Origin of the sequence: Porifericola rhodea (genome assembly GCF_030506305.1) — a bacterium.
GTDB classification, from domain to species: domain Bacteria; phylum Bacteroidota; class Bacteroidia; order Cytophagales; family Cyclobacteriaceae; genus Catalinimonas; species Catalinimonas rhodea.
In genome coordinates this window covers 1660854-1676119 of the sequence record NZ_CP119421.1, presented here as the reverse complement: position 1 = coordinate 1676119, position 15266 = coordinate 1660854, and the positions used below count along the sequence as shown (strand labels likewise).

Annotated in this window: 18 protein-coding genes; 6 read left to right on the top strand and 12 right to left on the bottom strand. The window is 41.4% G+C overall.

Annotation, left to right across the window (positions count from 1 at the left end):
- The 3 genes from PZB74_RS06820 to PZB74_RS06810 all read right to left on the bottom strand — a co-directional run bounded on the left by PZB74_RS06820 (window position 1) and on the right by PZB74_RS06810 (window position 3275).
- Window positions 1-1233 (bottom strand): serpin family protein, encoded by a 1233-nt coding sequence (locus PZB74_RS06820; RefSeq protein WP_302241652.1) that lies wholly within the window; start codon window positions 1231-1233, stop codon window positions 1-3.
- Between the two features lie 98 nt (window positions 1234-1331).
- Window positions 1332-2204, bottom strand: coding sequence for an aldose 1-epimerase family protein (locus PZB74_RS06815; protein WP_302241650.1), 873 nt, complete (start codon window positions 2202-2204; stop codon window positions 1332-1334).
- A gap of 33 nt (window positions 2205-2237) precedes the next feature.
- Complete coding sequence (locus PZB74_RS06810) at window positions 2238-3275, bottom strand: RluA family pseudouridine synthase (protein ID WP_302241648.1); 1038 nt, start codon at window positions 3273-3275, stop codon at window positions 2238-2240.
- A gap of 125 nt (window positions 3276-3400) precedes the next feature.
- Between PZB74_RS06810 and PZB74_RS06805 the strand changes: the two genes are divergently transcribed.
- Together PZB74_RS06805 and PZB74_RS06800 are read left to right on the top strand one after the other, a co-directional pair.
- Window positions 3401-4333 (top strand): 1-aminocyclopropane-1-carboxylate deaminase/D-cysteine desulfhydrase, encoded by a 933-nt coding sequence (locus PZB74_RS06805; RefSeq protein WP_302241647.1) that lies wholly within the window; start codon window positions 3401-3403, stop codon window positions 4331-4333.
- Between the two features lie 40 nt (window positions 4334-4373).
- Entirely contained in the window at window positions 4374-5087 is a 714-nt protein-coding gene (locus tag PZB74_RS06800; RefSeq protein ID WP_302241646.1) for a TapB family protein, read from the top strand.
- A gap of 60 nt (window positions 5088-5147) precedes the next feature.
- On the opposite strand, the gene PZB74_RS06795 is transcribed toward PZB74_RS06800, so the two are convergent.
- Entirely contained in the window at window positions 5148-5750 is a 603-nt protein-coding gene (locus PZB74_RS06795) for a DUF2179 domain-containing protein (RefSeq protein ID WP_302241645.1), read from the bottom strand.
- A 90-nt stretch (window positions 5751-5840) separates the two neighbouring features.
- Complete coding sequence (radA, locus tag PZB74_RS06790) at window positions 5841-7235, bottom strand: DNA repair protein RadA (protein ID WP_302241644.1); 1395 nt, start codon at window positions 7233-7235, stop codon at window positions 5841-5843.
- Window positions 7236-7366: 131 nt separating this feature from the next.
- On the opposite strand from radA, the gene PZB74_RS06785 reads away from it, so the two are divergent.
- Genes PZB74_RS06785 through PZB74_RS06775 form a run of 3 tightly spaced genes read left to right on the top strand, consistent with a single transcriptional unit; the run spans window position 7367 to window position 10040 of the window.
- Window positions 7367-8494, top strand: a complete 1128-nt coding sequence (locus PZB74_RS06785; RefSeq protein WP_302241643.1) for a type III polyketide synthase — start codon at window positions 7367-7369, stop codon at window positions 8492-8494.
- A 35-nt stretch (window positions 8495-8529) separates the two neighbouring features.
- Window positions 8530-9399, top strand: coding sequence for an SDR family oxidoreductase (locus tag PZB74_RS06780; RefSeq protein ID WP_302242758.1), 870 nt, complete (start codon window positions 8530-8532; stop codon window positions 9397-9399).
- 2 nt (window positions 9400-9401) lie between these two features.
- Complete coding sequence (locus PZB74_RS06775; protein ID WP_302241642.1) at window positions 9402-10040, top strand: TVP38/TMEM64 family protein; 639 nt, start codon at window positions 9402-9404, stop codon at window positions 10038-10040.
- Here PZB74_RS06775 and PZB74_RS06770 read toward each other — a convergent pair.
- The 3 genes from PZB74_RS06770 to PZB74_RS06760 all read right to left on the bottom strand — a co-directional run bounded on the left by PZB74_RS06770 (window position 10032) and on the right by PZB74_RS06760 (window position 11922).
- A complete protein-coding gene (locus PZB74_RS06770) occupies window positions 10032-10664 on the bottom strand; it encodes a DUF4178 domain-containing protein (protein WP_302241641.1) in 633 nt (210 codons plus the stop codon). The genes PZB74_RS06775 and PZB74_RS06770 overlap by 9 nt on opposite strands.
- Before the next feature lie 50 nt (window positions 10665-10714).
- Window positions 10715-11425 (bottom strand): PspA/IM30 family protein, encoded by a 711-nt coding sequence (locus tag PZB74_RS06765; RefSeq protein WP_302241640.1) that lies wholly within the window; start codon window positions 11423-11425, stop codon window positions 10715-10717.
- 104 nt (window positions 11426-11529) lie between these two features.
- Window positions 11530-11922 (bottom strand): YbjN domain-containing protein, encoded by a 393-nt coding sequence (locus PZB74_RS06760; protein WP_302241639.1) that lies wholly within the window; start codon window positions 11920-11922, stop codon window positions 11530-11532.
- Window positions 11923-12032: 110 nt separating this feature from the next.
- Between PZB74_RS06760 and PZB74_RS06755 the strand changes: the two genes are divergently transcribed.
- Entirely contained in the window at window positions 12033-12713 is a 681-nt protein-coding gene (locus tag PZB74_RS06755; RefSeq protein ID WP_302241637.1) for an NUDIX hydrolase, read from the top strand.
- On the opposite strand, the gene coaD is transcribed toward PZB74_RS06755, so the two are convergent.
- The 4 genes from coaD to PZB74_RS06735 all read right to left on the bottom strand — a co-directional run bounded on the left by coaD (window position 12710) and on the right by PZB74_RS06735 (window position 15239).
- Window positions 12710-13159 carry a pantetheine-phosphate adenylyltransferase gene (gene coaD, locus PZB74_RS06750; protein ID WP_302241635.1) on the bottom strand — a complete coding sequence of 150 codons (450 nt, stop codon included), beginning with the start codon at window positions 13157-13159 and terminating at the stop codon, window positions 12710-12712. The genes PZB74_RS06755 and coaD overlap by 4 nt on opposite strands.
- Window positions 13160-14047 carry a DUF3822 family protein gene (locus PZB74_RS06745; RefSeq protein WP_302241634.1) on the bottom strand — a complete coding sequence of 296 codons (888 nt, stop codon included), beginning with the start codon at window positions 14045-14047 and terminating at the stop codon, window positions 13160-13162.
- Window positions 14048-14094: 47 nt separating this feature from the next.
- On the bottom strand, window positions 14095-14676 hold the full coding sequence (locus PZB74_RS06740; protein WP_302241633.1) for a hypothetical protein: 582 nt from the start codon (window positions 14674-14676) through the stop codon (window positions 14095-14097).
- Between the two features lie 62 nt (window positions 14677-14738).
- Window positions 14739-15239 (bottom strand): NUDIX domain-containing protein, encoded by a 501-nt coding sequence (locus PZB74_RS06735; protein WP_302241631.1) that lies wholly within the window; start codon window positions 15237-15239, stop codon window positions 14739-14741.
- Between the last annotated feature and the right edge of the window lie 27 nt (window positions 15240-15266).

Here is a 15266-nt window from a genome sequence, read left to right as displayed (position 1 = left end):
CTACTTATTGATTTGGTTGAGAGGATGATGAATATATCCTGCATATAATATTACCCCACTATGGTTTTCGCGTACAAAAAACATAAATGGGCGGTTGATACGAACCACCGGAGCTCCACTACTGGTATTGGCAGCAGCTACTCGGGGTGTTGCAGTCTGTACACCATTTTCGTGCATTTCTAAACCTGCAGTATGAATCAGGTCTGCTACCTTAGTAACAGCAGCAGAATCCTGTAGAATACCAGAGAAGTCTGCCTGAGAAGTGAAAGCATCTTTAATACCCAGGGCAGCTAGCGGCTCCTTTAAAGCAAGCTGAGAGCTGATGTTAAATTTAGGTAAGTAAAGATAGTAATCCAGGGTATCAGCATTTTCCAGGGCTTGCTCCAAAGATTTAATAGTAAGTGTGCTAAGCTGTGTATGGATACTGTCAGTTTCGGCAGGCATAAGTATGGTCATGCTAAACTGCTGGTTGCCAAAGGGAATATCTACCAATGTTTTTTGTGAGTCTTGGTGATAGCGGTAGCTTGCCTGATCAGTAAACATCATGGGAACAGTCACCTCTTTCTTATCATTTAAAAAGAAAGTGCCGGGAGCAGTGCTCTCTTTAGCAAAAGGAAAAGTCCATTGGGCTTTTAAGTGTGTAGCACTAATGAGGTAAAGCGACTCATAAGGTAAAATGGTAGGAATTTCCACATCTATCTTACCTGAGGTATTGTCTTCTATCCATTTGCTGATGTGCGAAGAAGCTTTAAGGTCGTGGAAGTCCAGGGCCTGTACGCCTGCACCATAATAAGCCATAACCATATCGCTGAAAAGAGGACGTACCGCAAGTTCCTGTCGGTGCCATAGGGAGTGAGCAGATACGAATCGCATATGGTCATCTACTCCCTGCAAATAGCTATTCAAGCTGTTGTACACTTTGTTTACTTCCAGCCGCTTAAGCACTTCGCATTGCTGTACACGCTGCATCTGCATAAGCGTATTATTTTCAGCACCGTTCATAGCCATACTTAAATCCATATGAATGTAGTAAGGCGAATAGAAGAGGTTTTCCTCAGCATCTTCTAAAAGCACTTTGGTGAGGTCTATAGCAAAATTGTTACTGGCTCTTACTAACTCCTGCTCCTCTATGCTTAGCTGACGCAACTCAATACCCTCCTGAGGGGCTACCTGATCATCCTGGCAGCTCCAAAGTGCTATAATAAGTACTGCAAATAATAAGTGTCTCTTCATTAAAGCTAAACTTTATCTTTACTCACACAGCATATCAATTAAATATATGAAATGTTCAGTTAGATTCATAGCAAATCTAGATATAGTATAATCTTACATCAATAGAATCTGATGTAATAATTACAAGAGAAATGTCCTTCAGGCTCAAGCAATTGTATACCCTCTTTAGCCATAATATCACCATTACTATCCTGATGATCTGCTACACCAAACCATGGTTCAATACAAATAAAGTCGGCACCATATTTTTGCCAGATACCTAGGTAGGGAAAGCCTTTTACCGACATTTCTACCAATTTTTGTCCGCCAGACTGCTCTAGAAGGCTTACTGAAGATGACTGATGCCCTTTAAAAATAATTGCGTCTTCCTCAAAAAGTTTTGGGTGTAGCGCAAGCTTACTCTCATTAGACATGAGTGGATAAGTTTTACCAGTTTGTAAACCATCTTTTATCAGGTATCGCTCCAGAGTTTCTGGCTTATCAAACTCTAATAGATACTCTTGGCTCTTTTTGTCTACTATTTTAGGCATAGTAAAAGCCGGGTGTGCACCTAAAGAAAAAGGCATATCCTTTTGATCTTTATTCTGTACGTTATAATCAACCGTCAGCATATTGTCAGTTAACTGGTAACGGATATCGAACACAAAGTTAAAAGGGTAATGCTCCATGCTCTGATGGTCTGCGGTCAGGCCCAGACTAAGGCTACCGGGTTCTTGCTCAACCAGGCTGAATTCACGGTCGCGAGCGAAGCCGTGCTGAGTTAAACGGTAAGTTTGCTCATTATATTGAAACTGATCATCTCTAAGCCTGCCTACAATAGGAAAAAGCACTGGTGCATGCCTGGCCCAAACGGAGGGGTCGGCCTGCCAGATGTACTCTCGTCCACTTTCTTTGTTTACTACACTGCAAAGTTCGGCTCCATCTGCTTTTACCTGTACCGTCCACTGATCGTTTTCCAGAGAATACTTCATAGCGCTAGTCTGTTTAAGTTTAAAAAATTACAATTAGGTGTATTGTACATAGCGCTCCCACTTTTGTAAGACTTCAGTAAAGTCCTGAGGGAGCTCAGACTCAAAATACATTTTTTCCTGACTAATCGGATGTACAAAGCCTAAGGATTTAGCATGAAGTGCCTGACGAGGCATAATTTTAAAGCAGTTTTCTACAAAAGCTTTGTACTTGGTAAACTTGGTGCCTTTTAGTATCTGGTTGCCTCCGTAAGTAGCATCATTAAACAGAGGATGACCAATATAGCGCATGTGTGCCCTAATCTGATGGGTACGTCCTGTTTCCAGCTTACACTGAATGAGGGAAACATAGCGTAAAGTCTGCAATACCTCGTAATGCGTAATGGCATGTCTGCCAATGTCACCCTCAGGGAAAGCCATGGTTACCCTGCGGTCTTTGGGGCTTCTGCCCAGGTTTACATCAATAGTCGCTTTTTGCTCAGCAGGCTCTCCCCAGACCAGAGCGTAGTAGACGCGGTCAATGCTATGGTCAAAAAACTGCTTGGCAAGGCCACTCATAGCTTTTTCAGTTTTAGCAATAACCAGAAGTCCAGAAGTATCTTTGTCTATCCGGTGTACGAGTCCGGGGCGTCCGTCATTACCCTCCATTGTAGGTAACTGCTGAAAATGATATGCCAGCGCGTTTACCAATGTGCCTGACCAGTTGTTGTAAGCAGGATGAACTACCATACCTGCCTCCTTATTAACTACCAATACATGCTCGTCTTCATAGACAATATTAAGTGCTATGTTTTCGGGCTTTACCTCTGTGTCGCGTGGGGGTTCCGGGAGAGAAATGCTGATTTCATCCAGGGGCCTCACTTTATAATTAGATTTAATAGGCTGCTTATTTACCAGCACATACTCGCTCTTGATAGCATCCTGCAGTTTGCTTCGGCTTACATTAGGAAGGCGATCCATCAGATATTTATCTATTCGCACCAAAGACTGTTTGGCATCTACCGTAATGGCATAGTGCTCAAACAAGTCTTCCTGTTCCTGTTCATCCTCGCCTTCTATTTCGTTAAATTTCATAATGCTTAACTTTAGGCTGCAATTTACATAATCTTTTTCAAGCCCGTTGGTTAAAGGTTTGACCGTAAACAAGTATTCTAAAACAAATTTGCTGTACAATTCAAAAATCTGAAGAAAAAGCAGGTATGCAACTCACTGAAAAGCCAATACTGGAGGTTAACAGCATAAATCAAGAGCTAACTTTTGCTAAGGGCATCCATTTAGATATACTGAGGCTGGACAAAGTTCATCCTTATATTTCTGGAAACAAATGGTACAAGCTCAAATACAATTTGCTAGAGGCAAAGGCTCAGTCATATTCGCAACTACTTACTTTTGGGGGAGCCTTTTCTAACCACCTTTATGCTACTGCCGCAGCGGCTAAAGAGTATGGTTTTCAGGTGATAGGGGTGGTAAGAGGAGAGGAGCATCTGCCTCTGAATAGTACACTTGAGTTTGCCACAGCACAGGGTATGAAGCTGAAGTATGTAAATAGAGAAGCGTATCAGAACAAGGAGGCTGCGGCTTTTTTAGCCTCTCTGACTAGTGAGTTTGGTCCTAGCTATATTATACCCGAAGGAGGGTCCAATGTACTGGCAGTTAAGGCCTGTACTGAAATTGTAGAGCAGCCCGAAAAATACGACTATATCTGTTGTTGTGTAGGTACTGGAGGAACTATAGCAGGAATTATTGAAAAGACGCAAAGCCAGGCAAAAGTACTGGGCTTTTCTGCGCTTAAGGGAGGAAGCTTTTTGTATGATAACATTAATTTACTCACCCAAGGCTACAGTGGCAAAATTTATAAGAGCTATCAAATTATAGAGGATTATCACTTTGGGGGCTATGCTAAGGCTGATCGTAAGTTGGTAAATTTTATTAATACATTCAAAAAAGAACATCATATTCAGCTAGATCCTATCTATACCGGCAAAATGGTGTATAGCCTCTATGACATGTTAAAAAATGGCTATTTTGGTACTGGAGATAGGATATTGATAGTGCATAGCGGAGGTTTACAGGGCATAGCAGGCTTTAACCAGCGGTATCAGAAAAAAAATCTTTATATTTCTATAGACTGATGTTTACACCAAAGCCTAAACTATGATTAATATAAAAACTATGAAAAAACTACTCCCCACCCTTATGCTTTTGCTACTTGTAGTGGCCGATTTAAAAGCCCAATGCGGCAATAATTTTTACCGCCTGAAGGAAGGTAGCGAATTTGAGATGACCTCTTATGACAAAAAAGATCGTCCGCAAGGCCGTACCGTTAATGTTATTAGTGCCATCAACGAAAAAGGCGATACCTACGAAGCTACTTTTAGCAGTAAAATTTATGATAAAAAAGACAAGCTAATTACTGAAGGTGAATTTGTTATGATTTGCGATGGAGATATGCTCAAGATAGATATGCAGCGTATGCTCAACTCTATGGAGCAACTAAGTGCTTACGAAAATATGGAGGTAGAGGCCACAGGCGACTTCATGGAATTGCCTTCTTCGCTGGATGTAGGGCAAAGCCTATCCGATGCCAGCACTACTGTTAAGGTAAAAATGGGCGAAAGCAGTGCTACGCTAAGCGAAATGAATATTAAAATAAATGATCGTAAGGTAGACAGTAAAGAAGATATTACTACTTCGGCAGGGAGCTTTACCTGCTACAAGGTATCATACATTACAGATGTGGATATGAAAATGATGGGTATTAACCGCAAAAGCTCTTACCAGGGAGCCGAATGGATAGCAGAAGGTGTAGGTGTGGTGCGTACCGAAACTTATGATAAAAAAGGTAAGGTATCCTCTTATAGCTTGCTTACTGCCTATAAAGAATAATATCCTTAGCCTTAAGTATTGCGGAACATAAAAAAAGCCGGAGATTAATTCCCGGCTTTTTTATTTTCTGACCAAAGGAAGCCGCCTGCTTAGTACAGGTTTGCGTCCTTCCATAATCATATCATCATCACTTACCCTTTTTACGCCTTCCACAGTGTAGTAAGCATCGGGTTGGTAATAGCGTACTGCCTGTAAAAAAGAGTCTATTTTGCTACGAGGCACTACCGTAAACAGAATATTGGCATTTCCTTCCTGATCCATAGCTTCTACACTATTATAGCGGTAGCCTTCATCTACCAGCCAGCTAATAAGGTCGCTAACATCTGACTTACTGATTATTCTTACGACCATACGGCCCATCGCTATCTTCTCTTCAATGCGCATGCCTATATATGTACCGGTCGCATAACCCGTAGCATAAGCAAGGTAAGACCAGGCGTTACTAATATTTTGGATGATCTGGCCTATTGCCAGCAACCAGATTAAAGACTCAAAAAAGCCTAGCACCGGCGCCCACTTCTTGGCACCGTTCATAATGTACATTACCCTAAGGGTAGAAAGTGATACGTCTGTTACCCTGGCCATAAAAATGAGCAGGGGAAGTATCAGGTAATTGAACAACTGCGGGCTAATCCCAAGCGCGTTAATAATAAATGTTTCCATTTTTTAGCATCCGTATTTAATAAAATCCCGAACGCAATTTTGGGGCTAAAGATGCCCGCGAACCAAATTTTATTTTGCGCTTACAAAATGTTATTCCAGCAGTTGTCTGATCATGTCTTCCAGCTTGCTATAGGCATTTATTTTAATTTTATATTTAGCGGTATCTACACCCTTAAGGCTAAACTTTGAGACATAAATTTCTTCAAAACCTAGCTTTTCTGCCTCGCTGATTCTGTTCTCTATTCTGTTAACTGCACGAATCTCGCCCCCGAGACCAACTTCTGCCGCAAAACAGGCTCGGCTGGAGATAGGAACGTCTAAAAAAGAAGACACAATGGAGGCACACACGGCTAAGTCAATAGCAGGGTCTTCTACTTTAAGGCCCCCAGCTATATTTAAAAATACATCCTGTACACCCAGCCGATAGCCTGCTCTTTTTTCTAATACCGCCAGTAACATATTAAGGCGTTTGGCATCAAAGCCGGTAGAGCTACGCTGCGGCGTGCCATAGGTAGCGGAGCTTACCAAAGACTGTATTTCTATAAGCAAAGGGCGGTTACCTTCCAGACTGGCTCCAACAGTGATGCCACTAAGTTCTCCTTCACGTTGAGTAATTAATATTTCTGAAGGGTTAGACACCTGGCGCAAGCCAATATCTGTCATTTCGTAAATGCCTAACTCAGAGGTGGAGCCAAAACGGTTTTTGATGGTGCGCAGAATACGATACGCCATATGGCGGTCACCCTCAAACTGCAAAACAGTATCCACCATATGCTCCAGCACTTTAGGGCCTGCAATACTACCTTCTTTGTTAATGTGCCCAATAAGAAATACAGGAATATTGCTTTCTTTGGCAAACTTCATAAGTTCGGCAGTACACTCACGCACCTGAGACACACTACCAGCCGCAGACTCCACATACTCAGACTGTAGCGTTTGAATGGAGTCTACAATCATTAACTGAGGCTGAACCAGTCTGGCCTGCTGAAAAATCTGGGCAGTAGAGGTTTCTCCCAGAATATAGCAATGTTCTACACTACCGTTTAGCTGAGGCTGACTCAGCATGCGCTCTGCGCGCATTTTAATCTGCTGCTCACTTTCTTCCCCAGAAATATACAATATTGTTTGCTCCTTTAGCTGCAAGGCAATCTGAAGCATAAGTGTAGATTTACCAATTCCTGGTTCCCCGCCGATAAGTACTAAGGAGCCCGGCATAATACCACCGCCCAAAACACGATTAAGCTCTGCATCTTGTGTATTGGTACGACTTTCTTTTTTGTACTCAATTTCGTTGAGCAGGCGCGGCTTATTACTACTCCCTTTGGTAGATGCGGAACTTTGCCAGTTTCCTCCGCCTCTGCTATTTTTACTTATCACCTCTTCTACATAGGTGTTCCATTCGCCGCAGGCATCGCACTTACCCTGCCACTTAGGAGAGGAGTTGCCACAGTTCTGACAGACGTATAATGTTTTTGTTTTGGCCACAATTACTAAGGTTGTAATGTATAATCTGTTGTACCATGCTATAGTACAACTTGCACATAGTTAACAAATATTATTAGCATTTTCCTCCCCTAAAAGTTAAGAACAACTTTGCTTTTTTTAGTTTATAGTGCATGCCTACGTATATCAATGCAATAGGAACAGCTGTTCCCTCTCATAAAATAAAGCAGACAGAAATCGTCAACTTTATGGCGAAAGCTCATCAGATGAGCTCTGAAGCTAAGCACCGGCTAAGAGCTTTGTATAGAGCTTCCGGCATACAGTTTAGACACTCAGTATTAGCAGACTTTGGCGAAGATGCGGCTTATGATTTTTTCCCTGATAATGATGACTTAGAGCCTTTTCCCACAATATCGCAAAGAATGGAGCTCTATCGTAAGGAAGCTTTTCCTCTTAGTCTTGCGGCAGTACATGATTGTTTTAAAAGGCAAAAAAATATCGCTACTAAAGATATTACGCATATAGTAATGGTCAGCTGTACGGGTATGTATGCTCCGGGAGTAGATATAGAACTGGTTAAAGCTTTAAAACTACCATCTAATGTACAGCGAAGCTGTATTAACTTTATGGGTTGTTATGCTGCTTTTAATGCTCTCAAAGTGGCCGATCATATTGTAAGAGCCCAAAAAGAGGCCAGGGTATTAGTGGTTTGTACCGAGCTATGTACGCTACACTTCCAGAAGAATAAAGATGAGGATACTTTATTAGCCAATGCCCTTTTTGCGGATGGCTCTGCCGCCGTGCTTTTAAGTGCTGAAGCAGAAAGAGGCCAAGCACAATTGTCATTAGAGCAGTTTTATTGTGCTCTGGCTACCGAAGGTGAACAAGACATGGCCTGGCACATTGGCGACTTTGGTTTTGAAATGAAGCTTTCGGCATATGTACCAGATATCATCAAAAAAGGCATAAGACAGCTCAGTGAGCAGCTTGTTTCTGAGTATGCAAAAACTAAAGAAAAAGATACAGAAGCCGCAGTAGCGGACTACTTTGCGATACACCCCGGAGGAAAAAGAATACTACAAGTTATAGAAGAACAACTAGGCCTGTCTACCGAAGATAACCGCTATGCATATGAGGTGCTTAAGAGCTATGGTAATATGTCTTCTCCTACTGTATTGTTTGTGCTTCAGGCTCTGATGGCTGAAAGGGGGCCCCTTGACCATAAGAAGCAGGTTTTAAGTTTTGCCTTTGGACCTGGACTTACGCTGGAGAGCATGCTGCTGAATGTTTGTTACCTTTGATTTTTTCTTAAATTACCTGTCCATTAACTACCCAAATTATGAAGATAGAAGGTATGCTTAAAGCAGATGCGCTTAAAGGAAAAACAATAATTGTAACCGGGGGAGGCACTGGCCTGGGAAAATCCATGAGTAAGTATTTTTTAGAGCTGGGAGCCAAGCTGGTAATTACCAGCCGAAAAATGGATGTATTACAAGCTGCTGCAGATGAGCTTATGAAAGACACTGGAGGAGAGGTGCTTCCCGTAGCTTGTGATGTACGTAAATACGATGAAATTATAGAGGTACTCCTGCAAAGCGAAAAAAAATTTGGCCAGGTTGATATTCTTCTCAACAATGCTGCCGGTAATTTCATCAGCCCTACCGAAAGGTTATCTCACCGCGCTTTCGATATTGTAGTAGATATTGTACTTAAAGGCACTTACAATTTTACATTAGCGGTAGGTAAAAACTGGATAGAGAAAAAGCAATCAGGCACTATGTTAAACATAGTAACCACCTACGCATGGACAGGCTCAGGCTATGTAGCTCCCTCAGCCTGCGGAAAAGCCGGAGTACTGGCATTAACTCGTTCTCTAGCAGTAGAATGGGGGAAGTATAATATTCGCATGAATGCTATAGCACCGGGCCCATTTCCTACAGAAGGAGCATGGAGCAGATTACTACCCGGCGATATGGCTAAAAAATTTGACCCCGCCCAGCATAATCCTTTAAAAAGGGTAGGAGAGCATCAGGAGTTAGCGAACCTGGCTGCTTATATGGTTTCAGATTATGCCTCTTATGTAAACGGAGAGGTAATTACCATAGATGGGGGTGAGTGGTTAATGGGCGCTGGCGAATTTAATCATCTGGATGCAGTGCCTCAGGATATGTGGGATCAGATGGAGAAGATGAGAAGTAAGAAATAGATATGCGCTTATTGCTGATCTTTATTGGTCTGGCTGTACTGGTACTTATCCCTTTTGCCATTTGGGGAGATCATGTAGATGACTTTTTTACCCAAATCGCTACTGTAGAATGGCTACGAGGCTATGGAGAATGGGCTTGGCTACCTGCTATTCTTCTACTAATGGGGGATCTGTTACTACCCCTACCTGCGACAGTAATTATGAGTGCCTTAGGTATTATTTATGGCCCCTTGCTGGGTGGCCTTATAAGTGCCTTAGGCTCTTTTGGAGCAGGTAGTTTGGGTTATGAGCTATGCCGAAAATTAGGAAAGCCTGCTACTAAACGCCTCTTAGGCGAAAAAGGCTGGTATAAGGGCGTGAAGATAAGCAAGAAGATAGGTGGTGTACTGGTAGCTGTATCTCGCTGGACTCCCGTTTTACCAGAAGTTGTAGCCTGTATGGCAGGCATGCTTAAAATGTCCCGAACAAAATTTTATATTGCTTTAGGTTGCGGCACCCTGCCTTTAGCCTTTACCTATGCCTGGCTAGGTTATTATGGGGCGGACGCAGCACTACTTACCTTATTAGCAGTTGCCCTGCTGCCTCTATTGCTATGGCTGGCCCTTTATCCATTGTTTAACAAATACTGGATGTTAGACTGAGTTGCCAAGGCTGTAGACTTTTATCTGAGAAGGTTTAAGAGGTACAGAAAGCGTGATTTCAAATTTTCCGTTTTCCCACTCTTCAATAGTGATAAACTGGTCTTCTTTTTCGTTTTCAAACTCCCAGTAGTAAAAAAAAGATTCGTTGGCCGCAGAGGTATCTCCGTTAGCAAAAAAAGAAGCTTCCGTGGAGTACTCCAGATAATAAGTTTGTCCTTCAAACTCAAATTCACCTTCTGCTGTCTCATCCATACGGTCTAGGTCGGCACGGTTAATAGGTAGCTCGCGAAGCTTGAGACTGCGAAGTGCAAGGGTTACATCCAGTCCATCATCTTCTTCTATGCTTATCCAGACTTTTTGTTTGCCATTATCACCTTCCAGCTCATGCCATTCGTTGCTGCTGCCTTCCCTATAAATACTTTTGGAGAGTATAGTCACGTCATACTCCTCCATATTGGGCCCTACGTTCATAAGGTGAATAACGCCTCCGGGGCCAACATTTTCCAGGCTCAATTCTCTGGGCTCGTTGGGGGTAGTTTCTGTAGACTTCTTTTGTTTATTTTTTTGCCAGAAAAACATAGCAATACCAAGAATTACAATGATAAAAAAAATGATTGACCACATAGTAGATTAAAAGTAAGAGGCTCCAGTAAAGAAGTGGAGCCTATCAAAAATTATTGATCTTTATTCATACCCATTTTGGCTTTAAGAGCAGCAAGTTTGTCATCTCCGGCTGCTGAGCTTGAGCCTAGAACACTATCTATTTCATCATCTACAGATTTTGGCGCCGCAGCTATCTCTCCATATGACTCTGCCAGCGACTCTTCTTCTTCCACCTTGTTTTTCATACGTTCCAGCATAGATACTGTGCTGGAAGAGTCAATACCCGCCATCTGTTTATTCAGCTTTTTAGTGGCAGAGCTCACTTTAGCACGTGCTTTTAAGGTCCGCAACTCATTCTCCCATTTAGATATTTTGCTACGTAGGTCATTTACCTTAGCCTCCAGGTTAGCAGTCATATTATCATATTTCTGCACTTCGGCCTGGGTACGAGCTACCTGCTGGTCGGCATGCTCTTTTTTGTTAAGTGCTTCTGTAGCTAAACGGTCTGCTTCTGAAGCATCCAACTGGCCTTGCTGAGCTCTTTGCAATAGCAGCATAGCTTTTTTCTCATAGTCTACCCCTTGCTGCTCATAGTTTTTCATTTCTCTACGTGTGCGTATGGCTATAGCTTTTACTTCGGCCAGGCTTTCCATTGCTTTGCCCAGGTCTTGCTTCAGGTCTCGTATGGCCTGCTCACTCATCTTAACGGGATCTTCCATTTTATCTATCATGGAATGAGTCTGGGCTTCACCTACTTTAAATAATCTTCTGAATATACTCATGATTTATTTTTTTATGTTGATTAGACGGCATCACAATAGTTAAACTACTGTTTATATGCAGCCTGAAGAATAAGAATAAAATGATGTTATAATAGACTGTAGACTTATTTTGCAAAACTCAGGAAGTCATCGGCGTATTCGGCCATCATGAGGCCTATTGAGTTTATTGTGCCCTCAATCTCGTTCTGATCCAGGTTTTCCAGCTGTAAGGTATCTCTAAAAATCACACGGCCTTCCTCATCCAATACCAGCGCCCCATGTACCAGATTACGGTTCATCTGCAATAGTTTACGAAGTACGCTGCTGTCGTTTGTATCCTTAAGCTTAATGATAAACTGCTCAAATACCAGAATTTCTCCCTCACAATCAATAATCAAATGGCTAATGCCCTGATCTTCATCCGTTATGACTACAATACCCTCTTCAGTATCTTCTGATTGTATATCAAAGCCAAGTTCAAACAAAAATTTTTTTACTTTGTCAAAATGTGAGACCATAGGTAAGTTCGGTTAATTTGATAGTACTACAATATATACACTTTTTGTAGTCGGTTAAGTATCCAATTTAATTTTTACTATCTAGTTACTTTTTTATTAAATAGCAATTTATGAAGCTCTTCGTTAATGATACCCCGGTAGAGATATTAGGGCAGGATAAGGTATTGGATGAAAACCACTATGAGTATCAGTTTGATGCTCGTCAGCATAAATTTAGTAGCATAAAGCTTAAAGACGATGTTTTAGTAACAAATGCCAATGAGGCTTATATAAAAGACTGTCTGGATTATTTTAACAAACAAAAGGTAAAAAAGCTGGATAGCATCACTTTTATTGTACCTGATATTCATCAGGCTAAAGAGTTTGTAAAAGGGCAGTACCTGGTGATAGAAGCTGCGGGTGGCTTGGTAAGGAAGCAAAGTAAAATGCTAATGATTTACCGCCTTAAGAAGTGGGATTTGCCTAAAGGTAAAATGGAAAAGGACGAATCTCCTTTAGTAGGGGCTTTAAGAGAGGTGGAAGAAGAATGCAATGTAAGGGCAGAAGCAGTAGCGGAAGTATGCCATACCTGGCACACCTACACACGTAACAAGAAGAAATATTTAAAGAAAACGTATTGGTTTGCTATGGACTGCATAGATGATAGCCAGATGAAAGCGCAAACCGAAGAAAGTATAGAAGCCGTAAAATGGATGGATGAGGCAGAAATCAAAGATGTGCTGTACGATTCTTACTTCTCAATCCGCTATGTCTTTAGAGAATATTACCGGCAGTTTGGTCACTTCCACTAAATAGTATAAGGCAAAAACTCATTAACATCGCCTCCGTAGCGATGCACCTCTCTAATAATAGACGAATTGATATGAGCGTATTGAGGAGAAGTAATTAAAAAAACAGTTTCCAGGTTTGGGTTGAGGTGCCTGTTTACCTGTGCAATGCTGTTTTCGTATTCAAAATCGGTAGTGTTTCTTAGGCCTCGCAGCAGGTAGTTAGCTTTGTACCTTATAGCCAGCTCCGCGGTTAGCTCATCGTATGTAATTACTTCAATACGATCGTTGGTAGCATAGGTATCGCGCACATGGCCAATCATTTTTTCAATGGGAAGATAGCGCTTCTTCTTGCTGTTGTGCCCTATGCTGATGATAATGCGGTCAAACAGTTGAAGACCACGCTGAACAATATCGGCATGGCCGTTGGTGAAAGGGTCAAACGAGCCGGGAAAAAGTGCTATTTTCATCTATTCGCAAACGTAAATGCTGTACAAGTCAAAATACTGATGATCAGGCACTTCATCAAACATATATGCGAAGTTTAAATAAGAAGGACGGCCACCAAAAGATATATTTCTGATATAACGATACAGCTCTTTAAAGTAAGGGGATTGGGCTCCTAAGTTACCCCAGACAATAGTCTTAGTGTCCTCCTGCTTCATATCCAGCTCCTGCATGGCAAGCATAGTATATTTTACAATATCCTTGTCATTCTGGTAAGGGAAGCGATTATAGTAAAGAAGCTTGTTATCTTCATTAACTACCAGGCTAAAATTTTCTCGCCCAATATTAATGTACAAATCTTTGTAGTAGGTAAAGTCACGATGGCTTTGTATGCCCTCTATCATAGCGCTACCCTGATGTACTACCTGTACGGTAAGAGTAGGGTAGATAGCCCTCACTTTTTCTATAATTTTACGCTCTGCAGCAAATACACATACGGCCTCAGACTGTATATGCTTATAATAATAGTAATCATCTAATTCACTATCTACCTCTGTGCTAAGCTTAAGATAGTCGCGAAGGTGGTCGCTAGAAAAGAGGTTGGCAGGAAGAATAGTAAACTTCTGGTTTTTCATGGCCAATTTTACAGACTTCCAGTATCCGGCCATAAGCAGGTGGTGGCCTTCAAAAAGTTTGTAAAGGGTATTGATGAGAGCATTAGTAGAAGAAATGCCCTCTAGCTCGTAATCTTCGAGCAGAAGGCATTTATTGTCTCTGGTATCTATGACACAAAACTGAAAATCGTGCCTGCCTACTAATAGCGACAGATTATAATGTGTCAGCTCATCAATACTAAAATTAGTATCCTTTATTCGGTTGATTAAATGGAAATTTCCAATTTCGTGCTCCAAAATGAGAATGGTTTAACTCCTCAGCAATAGATCTCTCGCTCTTAATATTATTCCCAGTTTCCGGCAGTGGTTACCTCAGTTCTTGAACCTACTCTAAGAGGTCCTTTAATGCTGTTTTCTCCACGGCGTGCGGGGTTAATAGGAGAAGGATCTTTAACTTCAAACACATCAACGTTTACGCCACTCCGCTCAATCTTATCAGCAAAAAGCTCAAATTTCTCACGAGTGACAGGTACAAACATCAAGTTGTTTAGGTTAAACTTCTGATATACCGGATTATTGTAGATAGAGTCGCGCACAGACACACTACCTAAAGTATCAATATGGATGGTAGTCTCTTCTGCACCATAATCTAGCAGTACAGTTTCTTCCCTTCTTTGAGTAATGAAAATTTTACCAGTATCTATGAAGTTAATAAGCTTATCCCAATCGCTAGTAAACTGTCCGTGAGCATCTTTGTATGCCACTTCAGCATCTCTGATAAACTGTAGCTTTTCAATAACCCTGCGTTCAATAGCAGCAATGCGTTCTTCCTCTTCAACACTGGAGATAATACCATTAATCAGGTAATAACCAATACCTACAGCTAATAATAAAAAGACAAAGGTCAGTACTTTAGTAAGGTTCATTGCGTAGTAAGTTTTTTACAATTATAGACATTTTCACAGGTAAAACATAACTGTTGAATCAGCTATTTTAATGTTTTATCATCAAATTTAAAATACCCTTGCGTATTTAATAAGTCCATTGGGTGCTTGCAAATGTTTAGCATTTGGTGCAAACGTTCCCCTTTTTTGTCATATATAGCAGAGGGTGACATAAATCCTACTTCTTCTATGATTTGTTCTTCCGGGCTCATTTCAGGGTCATAACCTGTTTTAAGCTCACCGCCTACTTTTTTAACTTCAAAAAATAACTCTATCGCATGCAGTGGGGGTGCTAGAAATTCATGGGTAAATAAAAACTTGCTTATTTCTATTAGCAGGCCGGTTTCTTCAAAAAACTCTCTTTTGAGGCAGTCTTCGGTAGACTCCCCAAAATCTACTCCCCCGCCCGGCGGCGCGTAAAAATAGCCGGTTTTCGTAAGAGCTTTGTGCTTTACTATGAGTAAATCTTCTCCAGAAAAGCATAGCCCTACTGCTCTTACTCTGAGTTTTTCTCCGTATATGCGTTGGATAGACGCTCTATGCATAAACGTTGTTAATGGATTTATAATGTG

Bases quoted from the DNA above. Each gene is read 5' to 3' on its own strand.
- PZB74_RS06820 (WP_302241652.1), bottom strand. From the start codon at position 1,233: ATGAAGAGACACTTATTATTTGCAGTACTTATTATAGCACTTTGGAGC.
- PZB74_RS06815 (WP_302241650.1), bottom strand. From the start codon at position 2,204: ATGAAGTATTCTCTGGAAAACGATCAGTGGACGGTACAGGTAAAAGCA.
- PZB74_RS06810 (WP_302241648.1), bottom strand. From the start codon at position 3,275: ATGAAATTTAACGAAATAGAAGGCGAGGATGAACAGGAACAGGAAGAC.
- PZB74_RS06805 (WP_302241647.1), top strand. From the start codon at position 3,401: ATGCAACTCACTGAAAAGCCAATACTGGAGGTTAACAGCATAAATCAA.
- PZB74_RS06800 (WP_302241646.1), top strand. From the start codon at position 4,374: ATGAAAAAACTACTCCCCACCCTTATGCTTTTGCTACTTGTAGTGGCC.
- PZB74_RS06795 (WP_302241645.1), bottom strand. From the start codon at position 5,750: ATGGAAACATTTATTATTAACGCGCTTGGGATTAGCCCGCAGTTGTTC.
- PZB74_RS06785 (WP_302241643.1), top strand. From the start codon at position 7,367: ATGCCTACGTATATCAATGCAATAGGAACAGCTGTTCCCTCTCATAAA.
- PZB74_RS06775 (WP_302241642.1), top strand. From the start codon at position 9,402: ATGCGCTTATTGCTGATCTTTATTGGTCTGGCTGTACTGGTACTTATC.
- PZB74_RS06770 (WP_302241641.1), bottom strand. From the start codon at position 10,664: ATGTGGTCAATCATTTTTTTTATCATTGTAATTCTTGGTATTGCTATG.
- PZB74_RS06765 (WP_302241640.1), bottom strand. From the start codon at position 11,425: ATGAGTATATTCAGAAGATTATTTAAAGTAGGTGAAGCCCAGACTCAT.
- PZB74_RS06760 (WP_302241639.1), bottom strand. From the start codon at position 11,922: ATGGTCTCACATTTTGACAAAGTAAAAAAATTTTTGTTTGAACTTGGC.
- PZB74_RS06755 (WP_302241637.1), top strand. From the start codon at position 12,033: ATGAAGCTCTTCGTTAATGATACCCCGGTAGAGATATTAGGGCAGGAT.
- coaD (WP_302241635.1), bottom strand. From the start codon at position 13,159: ATGAAAATAGCACTTTTTCCCGGCTCGTTTGACCCTTTCACCAACGGC.
- PZB74_RS06740 (WP_302241633.1), bottom strand. From the start codon at position 14,676: ATGAACCTTACTAAAGTACTGACCTTTGTCTTTTTATTATTAGCTGTA.
- PZB74_RS06735 (WP_302241631.1), bottom strand. From the start codon at position 15,239: ATGCATAGAGCGTCTATCCAACGCATATACGGAGAAAAACTCAGAGTA.